15 protein-coding genes are annotated in these 17,704 nt (G+C 58.2%); 11 read left to right on the forward strand and 4 right to left on the reverse strand.

What is annotated here, in order from left to right:
* Nucleotides 1–49: 49 nt before the first annotated feature.
* Nucleotides 50–4,447, reverse strand: coding sequence for a M10 family metallopeptidase C-terminal domain-containing protein (locus K5Y35_RS12570; RefSeq protein ID WP_222834318.1), 4,398 nt, complete (start codon nt 4,445–4,447; stop codon nt 50–52).
* Between the two features lie 202 nt (nt 4,448–4,649).
* Here K5Y35_RS12570 and K5Y35_RS12575 point away from each other — a divergent pair, with 202 nt between their 5' ends.
* Together K5Y35_RS12575 and K5Y35_RS12580 are read left to right on the forward strand one after the other, a co-directional pair.
* Nucleotides 4,650–5,294 (forward strand): MBL fold metallo-hydrolase, encoded by a 645-nt coding sequence (locus K5Y35_RS12575; protein ID WP_222834319.1) that lies wholly within the window; start codon nt 4,650–4,652, stop codon nt 5,292–5,294.
* 116 nt (nt 5,295–5,410) lie between these two features.
* Nucleotides 5,411–6,148 carry an OmpA family protein gene (locus K5Y35_RS12580; protein ID WP_222834320.1) on the forward strand — a complete coding sequence of 246 codons (738 nt, stop codon included), beginning with the start codon at nt 5,411–5,413 and terminating at the stop codon, nt 6,146–6,148.
* Between the two features lie 228 nt (nt 6,149–6,376).
* Here K5Y35_RS12580 and K5Y35_RS12585 read toward each other — a convergent pair whose 3' ends face one another.
* Entirely contained in the window at nt 6,377–6,811 is a 435-nt protein-coding gene (locus K5Y35_RS12585; protein WP_064392879.1) for a YhcB family protein, read from the reverse strand.
* Nucleotides 6,812–6,955: 144 nt separating this feature from the next.
* On the opposite strand from K5Y35_RS12585, the gene K5Y35_RS12590 reads away from it, so the two are divergent.
* The 3 genes from K5Y35_RS12590 to zapE all read left to right on the forward strand — a co-directional run bounded on the left by K5Y35_RS12590 (nt 6,956) and on the right by zapE (nt 10,150).
* Nucleotides 6,956–7,585, forward strand: coding sequence for an alpha/beta hydrolase (locus K5Y35_RS12590; RefSeq protein ID WP_123463211.1), 630 nt, complete (start codon nt 6,956–6,958; stop codon nt 7,583–7,585).
* 24 nt (nt 7,586–7,609) lie between these two features.
* Nucleotides 7,610–8,965 (forward strand): tryptophan--tRNA ligase, encoded by a 1,356-nt coding sequence (locus K5Y35_RS12595; protein WP_222834321.1) that lies wholly within the window; start codon nt 7,610–7,612, stop codon nt 8,963–8,965.
* A gap of 90 nt (nt 8,966–9,055) precedes the next feature.
* Nucleotides 9,056–10,150 (forward strand): cell division protein ZapE, encoded by a 1,095-nt coding sequence (gene zapE, locus K5Y35_RS12600; RefSeq protein WP_123463119.1) that lies wholly within the window; start codon nt 9,056–9,058, stop codon nt 10,148–10,150.
* A gap of 134 nt (nt 10,151–10,284) precedes the next feature.
* Here zapE and K5Y35_RS12605 read toward each other — a convergent pair whose 3' ends face one another.
* A complete protein-coding gene (locus tag K5Y35_RS12605) occupies nt 10,285–11,181 on the reverse strand; it encodes a GlxA family transcriptional regulator (protein WP_185015770.1) in 897 nt (298 codons plus the stop codon).
* 250 nt (nt 11,182–11,431) lie between these two features.
* Between K5Y35_RS12605 and K5Y35_RS12610 the strand changes: the two genes are divergently transcribed.
* On the forward strand, nt 11,432–12,568 hold the full coding sequence (locus tag K5Y35_RS12610) for an acyl-CoA dehydrogenase family protein (RefSeq protein ID WP_123463123.1): 1,137 nt from the start codon (nt 11,432–11,434) through the stop codon (nt 12,566–12,568).
* A 106-nt stretch (nt 12,569–12,674) separates the two neighbouring features.
* Here the strand turns inward: K5Y35_RS12610 and K5Y35_RS12615 are convergent, their stop codons facing one another.
* Nucleotides 12,675–13,715: an NADP(H)-dependent aldo-keto reductase gene (locus tag K5Y35_RS12615; RefSeq protein WP_222834322.1), complete on the reverse strand. Its 1,041-nt coding sequence runs from the start codon at nt 13,713–13,715 to the stop codon at nt 12,675–12,677.
* Nucleotides 13,716–13,959: 244 nt separating this feature from the next.
* Between K5Y35_RS12615 and rplM the strand changes: the two genes are divergently transcribed.
* From rplM to K5Y35_RS12640, 5 genes are all read left to right on the forward strand, one after another.
* Nucleotides 13,960–14,388 carry a 50S ribosomal protein L13 gene (gene rplM / locus K5Y35_RS12620; RefSeq protein ID WP_003228062.1) on the forward strand — a complete coding sequence of 143 codons (429 nt, stop codon included), beginning with the start codon at nt 13,960–13,962 and terminating at the stop codon, nt 14,386–14,388.
* Between the two features lie 14 nt (nt 14,389–14,402).
* Nucleotides 14,403–14,795: a 30S ribosomal protein S9 gene (gene rpsI / locus K5Y35_RS12625; protein WP_127648153.1), complete on the forward strand. Its 393-nt coding sequence runs from the start codon at nt 14,403–14,405 to the stop codon at nt 14,793–14,795.
* 270 nt (nt 14,796–15,065) lie between these two features.
* Nucleotides 15,066–15,659: a ubiquinol-cytochrome c reductase iron-sulfur subunit gene (petA, locus tag K5Y35_RS12630; protein ID WP_003228055.1), complete on the forward strand. Its 594-nt coding sequence runs from the start codon at nt 15,066–15,068 to the stop codon at nt 15,657–15,659.
* Nucleotides 15,659–16,870: a cytochrome b gene (locus K5Y35_RS12635; protein WP_122590050.1), complete on the forward strand. Its 1,212-nt coding sequence runs from the start codon at nt 15,659–15,661 to the stop codon at nt 16,868–16,870. The genes petA and K5Y35_RS12635 overlap by 1 nt, the downstream gene beginning before the upstream one ends.
* Nucleotides 16,870–17,652, forward strand: coding sequence for a cytochrome c1 (locus K5Y35_RS12640; protein ID WP_123463127.1), 783 nt, complete (start codon nt 16,870–16,872; stop codon nt 17,650–17,652). Before K5Y35_RS12635 ends, K5Y35_RS12640 begins: the two co-directional genes overlap by 1 nt.
* The last annotated feature ends 52 nt before the right edge of the window (nt 17,653–17,704 follow it).

The following is a 17,704-nucleotide window of genomic DNA, read 5'->3' on the forward strand; positions in this document are numbered from 1 at the left end:
TGGATTACCGGTCTGTTCTGCAGACCGGGTCAGGTGAAGGCGTCGGGCGTCAGGCCACCAGATCGTTGGCGCTGAAGCTGTTCACACCGACCAGCTGGATTTCGAAGTCCGCCCCGGCATTACCGCTGACATTGCCCGAAAGCACATGGTCGACGAAACGCAACTGTCCGGCACCGGTGAAGTCATTGGCGCCGATAAAAGTGAAAGCGTCCATGCCGCCTTGCAGCAGATTGGCATCGAATTTCGTCAGGTCGATCTTGTCACCCTGCAGACTGCTGAAGTCGGTGATTACATCACGGTTGGCACCCAGGCCCATATCGCTGCGCGAACTGAAGACGAAGGTATCCGCCCCGGCGCCGCCGGTCAGTGTGTCTGCACCTGCTCCACCATCCAGAATGTTGTCGCTGGCGTTACCGTAAATGGCATTGTTCAGCGCGTTGCCGGTGCCCTTGATCGCTGTACCGACAAGGTTGAGGATTTCAACGTTGGCGCCCAGGGTGTAGTCGACGTAGGAATAGACCGTGTCGATTTCCGACAGCGAGGTACCGGTCTCGATCACCGTGTCGCCGATGTTATCGACGATGTAGGTGTCGTTGCCAGCGCCACCGTTCATGGTGTCGGCGCCCTTGCCACCGTTGATGAAGTTGGCATCAGCGTTGCCGATCAGGACGTTATCCAGGCTGTTGCCGGCCAGAGTGAATGCACCGCCGCCGAGCACTGTCACGTTTTCAACGTTTTGCAGGTTGTTCAGATTCAGATCGATGATGCTGTTCACTGGCGATGCGTTGAACAGCGTGATCAGCGTGTCGTTACCTTCGTTGGCGTTTTCCTGAATCAGGGCCAGTTCGGCAAATTGGTCGAGGGCGTAGGCATCGTTGCCCTTGCCGCCGATCATGGTATCGATGCCGGCACCGCCATTGAGCTGGTTGTTGCCATCGTTGCCGGTCAAAACGTTGTTCTGATTGTTGCCAATGGCGTTGATGTCGGCGGTGCCAGTGAGAACGAGGTTTTCCAGGTTCGCGCTAAGGGTGTAAGTGACAGACGCGCGAACGGTGTCGATCTCGTTGGCCAGCGTGCTGGTTTCACTGATCACGTCACCGACGTTGTCGACGATATAGGTGTCGTTGCCCGTGCCACCGGCCATGAAGTCGGCACCCAGTCCGCCATCCAGAACGTTGTTGCCGGCATTGCCGTAGATCACGTTGTTCAGCGCGTTACCGTTGGCGTTGAGGTTGGCGCCGCCCGCCAGGGTCAGGTTCTCGACATTGGCGCCCAGCGTGTAGTCGATGTAGGAGTAGACCGTGTCGATTTCCGAGAGAGAGGTACCCGTCTCGACCACCACGTCGCCAATGTTGTCGACGATGTAGGTGTCATTGCCGGCGCCGCCGGTCATGGTGTCAGCACCCTGGCCGCCGTTGATGAAGTTGGCGTCGGCGTTGCCGATCAAGACGTTGTTCAGGCTATTGCCGGCGAGGGTGAACTCACCAGCGCCGAGTACCATGACGTTCTCGACCTGCTGCAGGCTGGCCTGGTTCAGATCGATGATGTTGGTCTGGGCGGTGGCGTTGTACTGGATAAACAGCCTGTCGATGCCTTCATTGGCGTTTTCCCGCACAAGTGCCAGCTCGGCAAACTGGTCAAGGGCGTAATCGTCATTGCCTTTGCCGCCGATCAGGGTGTCGATCCCTGCACCGCCGTTGAGCTGATTGTTGCCATCGTTACCGTAAATGACGTTGTTCAACTCGTTGCCGATGCCTATCAGGTCCCCGGCGCCGACCAAGGTGAGGTTTTCGACATTGGCGGACAGCGTATGACCGACGTAGGAGTAGACCGTATCGATTTGCGTCGGTGACGCATCGGTTTCGATGACCTTGTCCAAGACATTGTCGACGATGTAGGTGTCGTTGCCACCTCCGCCCTGCATGATGTCTGCGCCTTTGCCACCGTTTATGAAGTTGGCGTCGGCGTTACCGATCAGGGTGTTGTCCAAGTCGTTGCCCGCCAGTGTGAAGGCGCCTGCGCCTACTACACTCAGGTTCTCGACGTTTTTCAGGTTGTTTCTGTTGAGGTCTATCGTGCTGTTCAGGTCTGTCGCGTTGAAGAGCGTAATCAGCGTGTCGTTACCCTCGTTGGCGTTTTCCTGAATCAGAGCCAGTTCGGCGAACTGGTCGAGGGCGTAGGCATCGTTGCCCTTGCCGCCGATCATGGTGTCGACGCCGCCACCGCCATTGAGCTGGTTGTTGCCATCGTTACCGGTCAACACGTTGTTCTGGTCGTTGCCGATTGCATTGATGTCGGCAGTGCCGGTGAGGACGATGTTTTCCACGTTGGCGCTGAGGGTATAGCTGACCGAAGCTCGAACGGTGTCGACTACGCCGACCAAGTCCCAGTCTTCAAAGATCACGTCACCGACGTTGTCGACGATGTAGGTATCGGCCCCGAAACCACCCGCCATGTAATCGGCGCCCAGGCCGCCATCGATCAGGTTGTTGCCGGCGTTGCCGTAGATCGCGTTGTTCAACGCGTTACCGGTGGCATTCAGATTCGCTGAGCCGGCCAGGTTCAAGTTCTCGAGGTTGGCGCCCAGTGTGTAATCGAGGTAGGAGTAGACCGTATCGATTTCCGAAAGCGAGGTGCCGGTCTCGATGATCACATCGCCAATGTTGTCGACGATGTAGGTGTCATTGCCCGCGCCGCCATTCATGGTATCGGCGCCCTGGCCACCATTGATGAAGTTGGCATCGGCGTTGCCGATCAGGACGTTGTCCAGGCTGTTGCCAGCCACAGTGAATGCGCCGGCGCCGAGCACTGTGACGTTTTCAATGTTTTGCAGGTTGCTCAGGCTGAGGTCGATGGAGTTGTATTGCGCGGTGGCGTTGAAGAGGGTAATCAGCGTGTCATTTCCCTCGTTGGCGTACTCTCGGATCAGACCCAGTTCGGCGCCTTGGTCCAGTGCATAGGCATCGTTACCCTTGCCGCCGATCATCATGTCGACGCCGGCACCGCCATTAAGCTGGTTGTTGCCGTAGTTGCCGATCAGAACATTGCTCAGCGAGTTGCCTATAGCATTGATGTCGGCGTTGCCGGTAAGAACGAGGTCCTCCACATTGGCGCCAAGGGTGTAACTGATCGAGGCGCGAACAGTGTCGATCTCGGTGTACAGGGCTCGGGTTTCAATGACAACGTCGCCGACGTTGTCGACGATGTAGGTGTCATTGCCGGCACCGCCGATCATGGTGTCGGCGCCCAGACCACCGTCCAGAACGTTATCACCGGTATTGCCGTTGAGTACGTTGTTCAGCGCGTTGCCGGTCGCGGTCAGATTAGCGCTGCCCGTCAACGTCAGGTTCTCGACGTTATCGCCCAGCGTGTAATTGATGTAGGAAATAACGTTGTCGATTTCCGAGAGCGAAGTACCGGTCTCAACCACCACGTCACCGATGTCATCGACGATGTAGGTGTCGTTGCCGGCACCGCCGGTCATGGTATCGGCCCCTGCCATGCCATTGAGCAGGTTATCCAGCGCGTTACCGATCAAGGTGTCGTTAAAACTCGACCCGATGGCGTTTTCGATCTTGGCGCCAAAGGCAATCGCCAGCCCTTCGTTGAAGTCTGCGCCATCGGGGTCGGTGAAGACTTTGCCGATCTTGCTGTATGCACCTTCGTTGAGATTGATGCGTACCGCTGCGGCCTGGTTGCTGGCGTCGATCGAGTCGACACCGCCGGCATCCCAGATCGTTTCGAACACCGATTGATCCGCCGCCCAGGAGTAGGTGTTGTTGCCCGTCATCCAGCGCATGTTGGCGCCATAGAGATTCTGGATTGCCAGAATATCGAGGAGCATGGGCGTGGTCGGGTGATAGGAGTATGAGTTGTTGTAACTCATGATCGTATGCGTGATGTCATCCAGTGCAGGATCCATCGTGGTCGCATTTCCGGTGCTCGGCGCGAAGGGGTGCTTGAGACCCAGCGCATGCCCGATTTCATGGACAAACGTCATGTAATCGTAGGTGCCTTTGACCGGCGAAGGATCGCTGGTATTGGGCCCGATCCAGATGTCGCCAGCCCTTGGCGAGTCGCCGGGTGTGTAGGCCCAGGCGGCAGCGTCATCGTCCATCAGCAAATAGCCGCCAAACCGGATGTCGCCGACGTTTACGATGTTGTCACTGGTTTCGCGAAGGGTGATGTTGGCCACCGCGCTCCAGGCGCTTATGGCGCTGCGGGCAGTAGCTTGCTGCGCAATGGTCAATGAGTACCCGGCCTGGTACTCATTCGCTGCGCTGTAGTCGGTTACGAAATATGATCTTTGCGGGTTGATGAAGCTGTAAGTCAGGCTGACGCCCATTCCATCATCAGCCCATTTGGTACCGGATAGAAGACTGTCGAGGTATTTGATACCGGTCAGTGAAACAAGCTGGCTTTCGGTCGATTCGGTCGGGCGTGGCATTGCGCAATTCCTGAATGGGCTGCGGCCCTTCCTGAAATGTGGCCGCTACAGTGGGTGATTTTGCACCAGTATTTGTACATATGACATCATTGAGCCACTATTTTCTGATTAGTGGCGTCAATTAACTGACCTGGCGCTCTGTATCGGCAGGTGCAGTAGAATCCTGAAGCGAACGTCAATGCCGTCTGTCCAGGATCCTTTCATGTCTGCCTCAACCTCCGCCCTCATCCGTGAAACTTTCCCCGTCGGCCCTTTGCAGTGCAACTGCACCATCATCGGCGACCCGATCACGAAAAAAGCCATCGTCGTCGATCCGGGTGGCAATCCCGATCTGATCATGGCGCGTCTCGACGCTTTGGGGTTGAAGGTGGTCAGCATCATTCACACCCACGCGCATCTCGATCACTTCCTCGCTTCCGGGCAGATGAAAGAAAAAACCGGTGCGACCCTGCATCTGCATAAAGACGATCAGTTCCTCTGGGACAACCTGGAGATGCAATGCCAGATGTTCGGGGTGCCTTACACCCCGGTGCCATCACCGGACCGCTGGCTGAGCGATGACGAAGAGCTGGCGTGCGGCTGCGGCGTGGCGCTGCACACGCCGGGGCATACGCCAGGTTCCATGAGCTTTTGGTTTTCCGAGGCTAAGCTGTTGATTGCCGGCGACACGCTGTTTCGTCGCGGGGTAGGGCGCACTGATTTATGGGGCGGCGATCAGGCCACCATCGTGCGTTCGATCAAGCAGCGGCTGTACACCCTCGACGAAAACGCAATCGTCGTTGCCGGACATGGTCCGGACACGCGTCTCGGGGACGAAATGCGGGAAAACCCGTTCGTGCGCGCCTAAACATTTTGTCATGAGTGTGTGGCGGAATTTTTCGGCATTGTCATGATCCAACGCCCGCATAGGTCTATTGCCTAGGGCCGCTGCCACACAGAATGCGAAAAAACCAGGAGCTCTTCATGTTCACCACGCCTCGTTTGATTATTGTTGCTACCGCTGTGGCCATGTTGGCCGGCTGCGCCTCGCCCAACCCGTATGACAATCAGGGCCAGGCCGACGGTGGCTCGCAAGGCATGAGCAAAACCGCCAAATACGGTGGCCTCGGCGCGCTGGCCGGTGCACTGGCCGGTGCCGCCATCGACCACAACAACCGTGGCAAGGGGGCCTTGATTGGTGCCGCAGTGGTGGGGGCGTCGGCAGCCGGTTACGGTTATTACGCCGACCAGCAAGAAAAAAAGCTGCGTGCGAGCATGGCCAACACTGGGGTTGAAGTGCAGCGTCAGGGCGATCAGATCAAGCTGATCATGCCGGGCAACATCACGTTTGCCACCGATTCGGCGAACATCGCGTCGAGCTTCTATCAGCCGTTGAACAACCTGGCCAACTCGCTGAAAGAGTTCAGCCAGAACCAGATCGAAATCGTTGGCTACACCGACAGTACCGGCAGCCGTCAGCACAACATGGACCTGTCCCAGCGGCGTGCGCAGAGCGTGGCCACCTACCTGACCTCGCAAGGTGTCAGCGGTGCCAACCTGTCGGCCCGTGGCGCCGGTCCGGATAACCCGATTGCCAGCAACGGTGACGTCAATGGCCGGGCGCAGAACCGCCGCGTTGAAGTCAACCTGAAGGCGATTCCGGGTCAGCAGTACGGTGGTCAGCAGCAACAGCAGCCGGGTACGGTTCAGCAGTATCCGTAAGCGATTGCCTGAATGAAGAAATGCCCGGTCCTGTGATCGGGCATTTTTGTGTGTGGCCTTTGCCGGCTCCTTCGCGAGCAGGCTCGCTCCCACAGTGGAATGCATTTCAAAATGTAGGAGTCAGCCTGCTCGCGATGGCGATCAAATCGGCACCACAAAACCATCAGGCACAAAAAAGCCCCCGGACAACGGAATTGTCCGGGGGCTTTTTGTTGCGCGCGAAGCTGATTACTTCTTCAGACCATAGTGCTCATCGAGCATGCCCGGCGAGTTCGGGGTCTTCGGTGCGTAGTCGCGTGGCGGCTCCTGATCGCGCGGTGGCGTCAGGCGTTCGCGCGGTGCCTGTGCGGCATCGGCGTGCAGGGCGGCGATCAGGCGCTGGCGGGTCTGCTCGTCCAGGGCCAGACGATTGGCGCCCTCGGCGAGATGATCCTGCACTTCCTGATAGCTCTGGGTCAGCTTCTTGACCAGCATCGCGGTGCTGTTGAAGTGGGTGACCACCTCGTTTTGATAACTGTCGAAGCGCTCCTGGATATCATCCAGTTGACGCTGCGTGCGGCTCGGTGCGGCGTTCGGCGCAACGCGCGCGATCAGGAATCCAATGGCGACACCCACAACCAGGGCAAGAGTCGGTAACAACCAAACTAAGAGCGAGTGTTCCACGAGTCCTTCCTCTATAAACGGCTTTGCTTTACGTTAACGGCTCGAACCTGCGCTGTATACCGCGATTCACTCGCAATAGATTGGCACAGACAATTTGCTAGACGAGTCGACCCGATTCGAGGTCACGGAGTTCCTTCCTTGCTGATGCGTGAAACCCCTGTAGTGATTGACGGCCCGGTGGGCCAACTTGAGTCTCTGTACCTGGATAACGAGCAGCCAATCGGCATCGCGTTGATCTGTCATCCGAACCCGGTACAGGGCGGTACCATGCTCAACAAGGTCGTCTCGACCCTGCAGCGCACCGCGCGCGACGCCGGCCTGATTACCTTGCGCTTCAACTATCGCGGCGTCGGTGCCAGCGAAGGTTCCCATGACATGGGCAGCGGTGAAGTCGACGATGCTCAGGCTGCAGCCGCATGGCTGCGGGAAAAACACCCGGATCTGCCACTGACCCTGTTCGGTTTCTCCTTCGGCGGATTTGTTGCAGCAAGTCTCGGCGGTCGTCTTGAGGCCGAGGGCGTGCCGCTCAAGCAGCTGTTCATGGTGGCGCCGGCGGTCATGCGCCTGGGCGATCAGGATCAACTGCCGCAGCACGGCGAGCTGACTGTGATCCAGCCGGAAACCGACGAAGTGATCGATCCGCAACTGGTCTACGACTGGTCGGAAAAACTCCAGCGCCCCCATGAGCTGCTGAAAGTGGCAGAATGCGGACACTTTTTTCATGGCAAGCTGACCGATCTCAAGGATCTGATCCTGCCGCGTCTTTCGAATTGATTGCAGTCTGACAAGCGATTACCCATGACGAACCGTACCCGCATCCTCACCGGCATCACCACTACCGGCACGCCGCACCTGGGCAACTATGCCGGCGCCATCCGCCCGGCGATCCTTGCCAGCCGCGACAGCAATGCCGACTCGTTCTACTTCCTGGCCGACTACCACGCCCTGATCAAATGCGATGACCCGCTGCGCATTCAGCGCTCGCGTCTGGAAATCGCCGCGACCTGGCTGGCCGGTGGCCTGGATGTCGACCGCGTAACCTTCTACCGCCAGTCCGACATCCCGGAAATCCCTGAGCTGACCTGGCTGCTGACCTGCGTCGCCGCCAAGGGCCTGCTCAACCGTGCGCACGCCTACAAGGCCTCGGTGGACAAGAACGTCGAGACCGGTGAAGACCCGGATGCCGGCATCACCATGGGCCTCTACAGCTACCCGGTGCTGATGGCGGCGGACATCCTGATGTTCAACGCACACAAGGTGCCGGTCGGTCGTGACCAGATCCAGCACGTGGAAATGGCCCGTGACATCGGCCAGCGCTTCAACCACCTGTTCGGCCAGGGCAAAGAGTTCTTCACCATGCCCGAAGCGCTGATCGAGGAGAGCGTGGCGACGTTGCCGGGCCTCGACGGGCGCAAGATGTCGAAGAGCTACGACAACACCATCCCGTTGTTCTCCAGCGCCAAAGAGATGAAGGACGCGATCTCGCGGATCGTCACCGACTCCAAAGCGCCAGGCGAAGCCAAGGATCCGGACAACTCGCACCTGTTCACCCTGTTCCAGGCGTTTGCCACACCGGCGCAGGCTGACGAGTTCCGCAGCGAACTGCTCGGCGGTCTGGGTTGGGGCGAGGCGAAGAATCGCCTGTTCCAGTTGCTCGACAACGAACTGGGCGAGGCGCGCGACAAGTATCACCAGTTGATCGAACGTCCGGCAGATCTGGAAGACATCCTGCAGATCGGCGCGAAGAAAGCCCGTGCCGTGGCAACGCCGTTCCTCAACGAACTGCGCGAAGCCGTGGGCCTGCGTTCCTTCGTCAATCAAGTGCAAGTCGCTGCGACCACCAAAAAGAAGGCCGCGAAAGCCGCGCGCTTCGTCAGCTTCCGTGAAGACGATGGCAGCTTCCGCTTCCGTCTGCTGGCGGCCGATGGCGAGCAACTGCTGTTGTCGCGCAACTTCGCCGACGGCAAAACTGCAGGCCAGGTGACCAAGCAACTGCAATCCGGCCAGCCGCTGGATGTGCGCAATGAAGACCTGAGCTTCAGCGTATGGCTGGAAGGCGAGTGCGTCGGCGACAGCCCGGCGTTCGCTGATACCGCTGCGCGGGACGCGGCCGTCGAGGCGCTGCGCGTTGCGCTGACCCCGGTTCAGGACTAAACAACGGCGCGGCCCGACCAAGGGCTGATTGCCATTCCTACGGGCCGTCGCTACAGTGACGGCCCGTTTTTGTTGCCTTGCTAACGAATTATGACGCCCCTAGAACGATACCAAGCTGATCTGAAACGCCCGGACTTCTTCCATGACGCCGCGCAGGAAACTGCTGTGCGTCATTTGCAGCGTCTGTATGAAGATCTCATTGCTGCCGACCAGAACAAGCCGGGTTTGCTGAGCAAGCTGTTTGGCAAAAAGGATCAGACGCCGGTCAAGGGTCTGTATTTCTGGGGCGGCGTGGGTCGCGGCAAGACCTACCTGGTCGACACCTTCTTCGAAGCGCTGCCGTTCAAGGAAAAGACCCGCACCCACTTCCACCGCTTCATGAAGCGTGTGCACGAAGAGATGAAAACCCTCGGCGGCGAGAAAAACCCGCTGACCATCATCGCCAAGCGCTTCGCGACCGAGTCGCGGGTGATCTGTTTCGATGAGTTCTTCGTCTCCGACATCACCGACGCGATGATCCTCGGCACGCTGATGGAAGAACTGTTCAAGAACGGCGTGACTCTGGTCGCGACCTCGAACATTGTTCCGGATGGCCTGTACAAGGACGGTCTGCAACGCGCGCGTTTCCTGCCGGCGATTGCGCTGATCAAGCAGAACACCGAGATCGTCAACGTCGACAGTGGCGTCGACTACCGTCTGCGTCACCTCGAACAAGCCGAGCTGTTCCACTATCCGCTCGACGAAGCGGCGCACGAAAGCCTGCGCAAGAGCTTCCGCGCACTGACGCCGGAGTGCACTGCCGCGATCGAGAACGATGTGCTGATCATCGAAAACCGTGAGATCCGTGCCCTGCGCACGTGCGACGACGTGGCCTGGTTCGACTTCCGCGAACTGTGCGATGGCCCGCGCAGCCAGAACGACTACATCGAACTGGGCAAGATCTTCCACGCCGTGCTGCTCAGCGGCGTCGAGCAGATGAGCGTCACCACCGACGACATCGCCCGGCGCTTCATCAACATGGTCGACGAGTTCTACGACCGTAACGTCAAGCTGATCATTTCTGCCGAAGTCGAGTTGAAAGACCTGTACACCGGCGGGCGCCTGACGTTCGAGTTCCAGCGCACGCTCAGCCGTCTGCTGGAGATGCAATCCCACGAATTCCTGTCGCGGGCGCACAAGCCTTAAACAGAATCGGCGTACAAAAAAAGGGCCTGCAATTGCAGGCCCTTTTTATGCGCTGAAGAAAAACTCGAACGCACTGCAATCCTTGTGGGAGCTGGCAAGCCAGCTCCCACAGGTTTTGTATTTGCTTCGGGGGGTTATGCAGCCTGCTGAAACTGCTGCCGATACTGGTTCGGCGACAGCTCGGTGTGCTGGCGGAACAACCGCGCAAAGAAGCTCGCATCGTCGTAGCCGACCTCATAACTGATGGTCTTGATGCTCTTGCGGCTGCCGGACAACAGGCCCTTGGCGGTCTCGATGCGCAGGCGTTGCAGGTAATGCAGCGGCTTGTCGCCGGTGGCGGTCTGGAAGCGGCGCATGAAGTTGCGGATGCTCATGCCGTGCTCACGGGCGACGTCTTCGAAGCGGAACTTGTCGGCGTAGTGCTCTTCGAGCCAGTGCTGGATCTGCAGGATGATCACGTCCTGATGCAGCTTCTGCCCGCCGAAGCCAATGCGCCCTGGCGAATAGCTGCGCTGCACTTCGTAAAGGATGTCGCGGGCCACGGCTTGCGCCACGTTGGCGCCGCAGAAGCGTTCGATCAGGTAGATATAGAGATCGCACGCCGATGTCGTGCCGCCGGCGCAATACAGGTTGTCGGCGTCGGTCAGGTGCTTGTCCTGATTCAGGTAAACCTTGGGGAATCGCTCGGCGAAGGCATTGAAGAAGCGCCAGTAGGTGGTCGCTTCCTTGCCATTGAGCAAGCCGGCCTCGGCCAGCCAGAACACGCCGGTGGCTTCGCCGCAGAGCACGGCGCCACGGGCGTGCTGTTCACGCAGCCACGGCAAGACCTGAGGATAACGGCTGCAAAGGGTATCGAAATCATCCCAGAACGCCGGAAGGATGATCACATCGGCGTTTTCCAGGCCGCCGTCCACCGGCATCACCACGTCACTGAAACTGTTCACCGGTTTGCCGTCGGGGCTGACCAGGCGCGTTTCGAACGCCGGTGTCAGGCCGTGGCCCAGTTGTTTGCCGTAACGCAGGCTGGCCAGGTGGAAGAAATCCTTGGCCTGCATGAGTGTGGATGCGAAAACCCGGTCGATTGCCAGGATGCTGACGCGCCGCAAGGGCGTGGAGACTTGCTTGGACATAATTCAACTTTTGTTTTGTTTTTATAAGGGAAAGTGGTCACCAGACGGCTGGATCGTCTTATTTTTTGTCGGATGTGTCCAGTGTCCTGTATCGGAGGTGAGGCATAGTCTCTGAAGGTCATCTCCCTCCAACAAGAAAGAAAGGTGCCGCATGATCCCTAGAACCTTGTTCAGCTCCGAGCACGAATTGTTCCGCGACAGCGTACGAACCTTTCTCGAAAAAGAGGCTGTGCCGTTCCATGCGCAATGGGAGAAACAAGGCCACATCGACCGCAAACTGTGGAACAAGGCGGGGGAGGCGGGGATGCTCTGCTCGCACTTGCCCGAAGAGTACGGCGGCCTGGGCGCGGACTTTCTCTACAGCACCGTGGTGATCGAGGAGGTGGGGCGGCTGGGGCTGACCGGCATCGGCTTTTCGCTGCATTCGGACATCGTTGCGCCGTACATCCTGCATTACGGCAGCGAGGCGCTGAAGCACAAGTACCTGCCCAAACTGGTCTCGGGCGAGATGGTCACGGCTATCGCCATGACCGAGCCGGGCGCTGGTTCCGACCTGCAAGGCGTGAAGACCACCGCTGTGCTGGATGGCGATGAGTACGTGATCAACGGCTCCAAGACCTTTATCACCAACGGCTTTCTCGCGGATCTGGTGATCGTTGTCGCCAAGACCGATCCGAAGGCTGGCGCCAAGGGCACCAGCCTGTTCCTGGTCGAAGCCAATACGCCTGGCTTCGAGAAGGGCAAGCGCCTGGAGAAGGTCGGCATGAAGGCCCAGGACACGTCGGAATTGTTCTTCCAGGACGTCCGTGTACCCAAGGAAAACCTGTTGGGGCAGGCCGGGGCGGGGTTCGCTTATTTGATGCAGGAATTGCCGCAGGAGCGCCTGACCGTGGCAATCGGCGGGCTGGCTTCAGCCGAAGCTGCGTTGCAGTGGACGCTGGATTACACCCGTGATCGCAAGGCCTTCGGCAAGGCAATTGCCGATTTCCAGAACACCCGCTTCAAGCTGGCGGAGATGGCCACCGAGATTCAGATCGGCCGGGTCTTCGTCGACCGCTGTCTCGAGTTGCATTTGCAAGGCAAGCTGGATGTGCCGACGGCGGCGATGGCCAAGTACTGGGGCACCGACCTGCAATGCAAGGTGCTCGACGAGTGCGTGCAATTGCACGGCGGGTACGGCTTCATGTGGGAATACCCGGTGGCCCGGGCGTGGGCCGATGCGCGGGTGCAGCGGATCTATGCCGGCACCAATGAAATCATGAAGGAGATCATTGCGCGGTCGCTGTAGGTTTTCGGTGGCTGTCAGACCGCTATCGCGAGCAGGCTCGTTCCTGCAGAGGAACGCATTCCAAAATGTAGGAGTGAGCCTGCTCACGATTTGATTTATGGATTAATCAAGGCGCCGGATTCGGATGATCCTTGTGAATCGCCTCAATCCCGGCCAGCACTTCGTCGGAAAGCTTCAGCTCGAAACTGGCAATGTTGCTGTCCAGTTGCTCAAGGGTCGTCGCGCCAATGATGTTACTGGTGACGAACGGTTGCTGGGTCACGAATGCCAAGGCCATTTGCGCCGGGTCCAGGCCATGTTCGCGGGCCAGGGCCACGTAACGGCTGCACGCCGCTTCCGACTGCGCGTTGAAATAGCGGCTGAAGCGGCTGTAGAGGCTCAGGCGACCTTTTGGCGGGCGGGCGCCACCTTCGTACTTGCCCGACAGGAAACCGAACGCCAGCGGCGAATAGGCGAGCAGGCCGCACTGTTCGCGGATGGCGATTTCCGCCAGGCCGATTTCGAAGCTGCGGTTGAGCAGGTTGTACGGGTTCTGGATCGACACCGCGCGCGGCCAGCCACGGGCTTCGGCCAGAGCGAGGAAACGCATGGTGCCCCACGGGGTTTCGTTGGACAGACCGATGTGGCGGATCTTGCCGGCCTTGACCTGTTCGTCGAGGGCTTCGAGGGTGTCTTCGAGCGGCGTCAGGTTGGCTTCGATCTTGTGCTTGTAGCCCAGCTGTCCGAAAAAGTTGGTGCTGCGCTCCGGCCAGTGCAATTGATACAGGTCGATGTAGTCGGTCTGCAGGCGCTTGAGGCTGGCATCGACCGCTTCGGTGATGTGTTGACGGTTGTGGCGCAGGTTTTTGTCGCGGATGTAGTCGATGGTGTTGCCGGGGCCGGCGATCTTGCTGGCGAGGATCCAGTCGGCGCGGTCACCGCGACTTTTGAAGTAATTGCCGATGTAGCGCTCGGTGGTGGCGTAGGTTTCGGCTTTCGGCGGCACCGGGTACATCTCGGCGGTGTCGATGAAATTGATCCCCGCTTCCTTGGCCCGTTCGATCTGGGCAAAGGCTTCAGCTTCAGTGTTTTGCTCGCCCCAGGTCATGGTGCCGAGGCAGATTGCACTCACGTTCAGGTCGGTACGGCCTAGCTGGCGATAGTCCATCGGGTGCTCCTTGGGCAAAACAATCATAAAAGCAGGTTGAAAATTTTTTCGCAATCTGCATAATTGCCGACCTCTTTCTGCAGTGGAAGTGATGCGCCGCCGCCGAAGAATCTTGCCGTTGAACGGACGCGCCGACCCGAGCCCCCGAAAGCGTCTGTATCCGGCTGCCTTTGACTTGTCAAAGTACGCACTATTCAGTAAGATCCGCCGTCTTATTTACAGGCGGCCCCTGAGGCTATAAAGAATGAAAACTTTTACTGCTAAACCGGAAACAGTAAAGCGCGACTGGTTTGTCGTCGACGCTGCTGGTCAGACCCTGGGTCGTCTGGCCACCGAAATCGCGAGCCGTCTGCGTGGCAAGCACAAGCCTGAGTACACTCCTCACGTTGACACCGGCGACTACATCGTCGTAATCAACGCCGAGCAGATCCGTGTTACCGGCGCTAAAACCACTGACAAAATGTACTACTCCCACTCCGGTTTCCCGGGCGGCATCAAGTCGATCAACTTTGAAAAGCTGATCGCCAAAGCCCCTGAGCGCGTGATCGAGACCGCGGTTAAAGGCATGCTGCCTAAGAACCCGCTGGGTCGTGACATGTACCGTAAGCTGAAAGTCTATGCGGGCGCTGCACACCCTCATACTGCTCAGCAGCCCCAAGAACTGAAGATTTAACGGAATAGTTCATTATGTCGGCGACTCAAAATTACGGCACTGGCCGTCGCAAGACCGCAACCGCACGCGTTTTCCTGCGTCCGGGTACTGGTAACATCTCCATCAACAACCGCTCCCTGGACTCGTTCTTCGGCCGCGAAACTGCCCGCATGGTAGTTCGTCAGCCGCTGGAACTGACCGAGACTGTCGAGAAGTTCGACATCTACGTCACCGTCATCGGCGGCGGTGTAAGTGGTCAAGCTGGCGCAATCCGCCACGGTATCACTCGCGCTCTGATGGACTACGACGAAACCCTGCGCGGCGCTCTGCGCAAAGCTGGCTTCGTTACTCGCGACGCCCGTGAAGTTGAACGTAAGAAAGTCGGTCTGCGTAAAGCGCGTAAGCGTCCGCAGTACTCGAAGCGTTAATTCCGCTTCCGCGTTCAAAAAAAACGCCCGATTCCTCACGGAAGCGGGCGTTTTTTTATGCCTGCGATTTATCAAAAGAATTGCGCTGTGACAACTTGCCTCATCCGTAGACCCCCTATACTGCAAGGCTTGGGGGTGGAAGCTCCGGGTAATTCCCTTGTCAGAATTGGGGCTTTTCATTACCATTCGGCAAAATTTTTATAAGTAACATTGATTTATTTAGTAGATGCCTGATTTAACAGGCCACAAAAGCTGATGGGAGAGGACTGAATGAGCAATGACGGCGTGAATGCAGGCCGGCGTCGCTTCTTGGTAGCAGCCACATCCGTGGTGGGTGCTGCAGGAGCGGTGGGGGCTGCGGTCCCGTTCGTGGGGTCATGGTTTCCCAGTGCCAAGGCGAAAGCCGCCGGCGCACCGGTGAAAGTGAATGTCAGCAAAATCGAGCCAGGGCAGCAGATGATTGCTGAGTGGCGCGGCCAGCCGGTGTTCATTGTCCGCCGTACTGCGGAAATCCTGGGGAATCTCAAAAAGATCGAGGGCCAGCTCTCCGATCCGACTTCCAAAAACTCCACGCAACCTACTTATGTCGATCCTGAAGTGCGTTCGATCAAGCCGGAAATTCTGCTGCTGATCGGGATCTGCACGCACCTGGGTTGCTCACCAACTTTCCGTCCCGAAGTGGCACCCGCGGATCTGGGTAAAGACTGGGTCGGTGGCTATTTCTGCCCTTGCCACGGTTCCCACTACGATCTGGCTGGCCGCGTCTACAAGTCGCAACCTGCGCCTTTGAACCTGCCAGTTCCCCCGCATTCCTATGAGACCGATGACCTGATTGTCATTGGCGTCGATACGGAGAAAGCGTGATGAGCAAGTTCATGGATTGGGTTGATGCGCGCTTTCCCGCCACAAAAATGTGGGAAGACCATCTCAGCAAGTATTACGCTCCAAAAAACTTCAACTTCTTCTACTTCTTCGGCTCCCTGGCGCTGCTGGTGCTGGTCAACCAGATCGTCACCGGTGTCTGGCTGACGATGAGCTACACGCCGTCGGCGGAAGAAGCGTTCGCTTCCGTCGAATACATCATGCGCGATGTCGAGTACGGCTCGATCCTGCGTCTGCTGCACTCCACCGGTGCTTCGGCATTCTTCATCGTGGTCTATCTGCACATGTTCCGTGGCTTGCTCTACGGTTCGTATCAGAAGCCGCGTGAACTGGTGTGGGTGTTCGGCATGCTGATTTACCTGGCGCTGATGGCCGAAGCGTTCATGGGTTATCTGCTGCCGTGGGGTCAGATGTCCTACTGGGGTGCCCAGGTGATCATCTCGCTGTTCGGTGCGATTCCGGTCATTGGTAACGACCTGACCCAGTGGATTCGTGGTGACTACCTGATCTCCGGGATTACCCTGAACCGCTTCTTCGCCTTGCACGTTGTCGCGCTGCCGATCGTGATTCTCGGTCTGGTGGTGCTGCACATCCTGGCGCTGCACGAGGTCGGTTCGAACAACCCTGACGGCGTCGACATCAAGAAGCACAAAGACGAGAACGGTATCCCGCTGGACGGCATTGCCTTCCACCCGTACTACACCGTGAAAGACATCGTCGGTGTGGTGGTGTTCCTGTTCATCTTCTGCTTTATCGTGTTCTTCTTCCCGGAAATGGGCGGCTACTTCCTCGAAAAACCAAACTTCGAGCAGGCCAACCCGTTCAAGACGCCAGAGCACATTGCACCGGTCTGGTACTTCACGCCGTTCTACGCGATCTTGCGTGCGATCCCGGACAAACTCATGGGCGTGATCGCCATGGGTGCTTCGATCGCCTTGCTCTTTGTCCTGCCCTGGCTTGACCGCAGTCCGGTCAAATCGATGCGCTACAAGGGCTGGATGAGCAAGATCTGGCTGGTGGTGTTCTGCATTTCCTTCGTGATTCTCGGCATTCTCGGTGTGCTTGCGCCGACGCCGGAGCGCACGCTGGTATCGCAGATCTGCACCTTCCTGTACTTCGCCTACTTCATTCTGATGCCGTTCTACACCAGGCTCGAGAAGACCAAACCGGTTCCGGAAAGGGTGACTGGCTGATGAAAAAGTTATTTTTTGCTCTGATTTTTGCTGCGCTGCCTGTGCTGTCTTTCGCCGCTGTACACGGTGGTCCAGAACTGGAAAAGGTCGACATTGACGTGTCCGACAAGGCTGCCCTGCAAGATGGCGCGCGCACTTTTGCCAACTATTGCATGGGTTGCCACAGTGCCAAGTTCCAGCGTTACGAGCGGGTGGCCGATGACCTCGGCATTCCACACGAAATGATGCTGGAGAAGCTGGTGTTCACTGGAGCCAAGATCGGCGACCACATGAACATCGGCATGCAGCCGGCGGACGCCAAGACCTGGTTCGGTGCAGCGCCACCGGATCTGACCCTGGTGGCGCGAGTGCGCGGTACCGACTGGCTCTACGGTTACCTGCGCTCGTTCTACGAAGATCCTGCGCGTCCATGGGGCGTGAACAACAAGGTCTTCCCGAACGTCGGCATGCCTAACGTGCTGGTCGGCCTGCAAGGTCGTCAGGTGGTTGGCTGCAAACAAGTGCAGATCGTCGAAGACGGCAAAAAGCAATATGATCCGCTGACCGGTACGCCGCTGACTCATGAAGCGTGCGATCAGTTGACCATCGTGCCGAAAACCGGTGCTCTGAACGAAGAGCAGTTCGATGAGAAGGTCAAGAATCTGGTAACCTTCCTGGCTTACTCGGCTAACCCGGTTAAGCTGCAACATCAGCGCATCGGTACTTACGTCTTGCTGTACCTGGCGTTCTTCTTTGTGTTCGCCTACCTGCTCAAGCGTGAATACTGGAAAGACGTGCACTGATACGCTTCAAGCATTGCTGTTAATCGCGCGCGCCCAAGGGCGCCTCTGATAA

Source organism: Pseudomonas sp. SC3(2021) (assembly GCF_019856535.1).
Classification (GTDB): domain Bacteria; phylum Pseudomonadota; class Gammaproteobacteria; order Pseudomonadales; family Pseudomonadaceae; genus Aquipseudomonas; species Aquipseudomonas monsensis.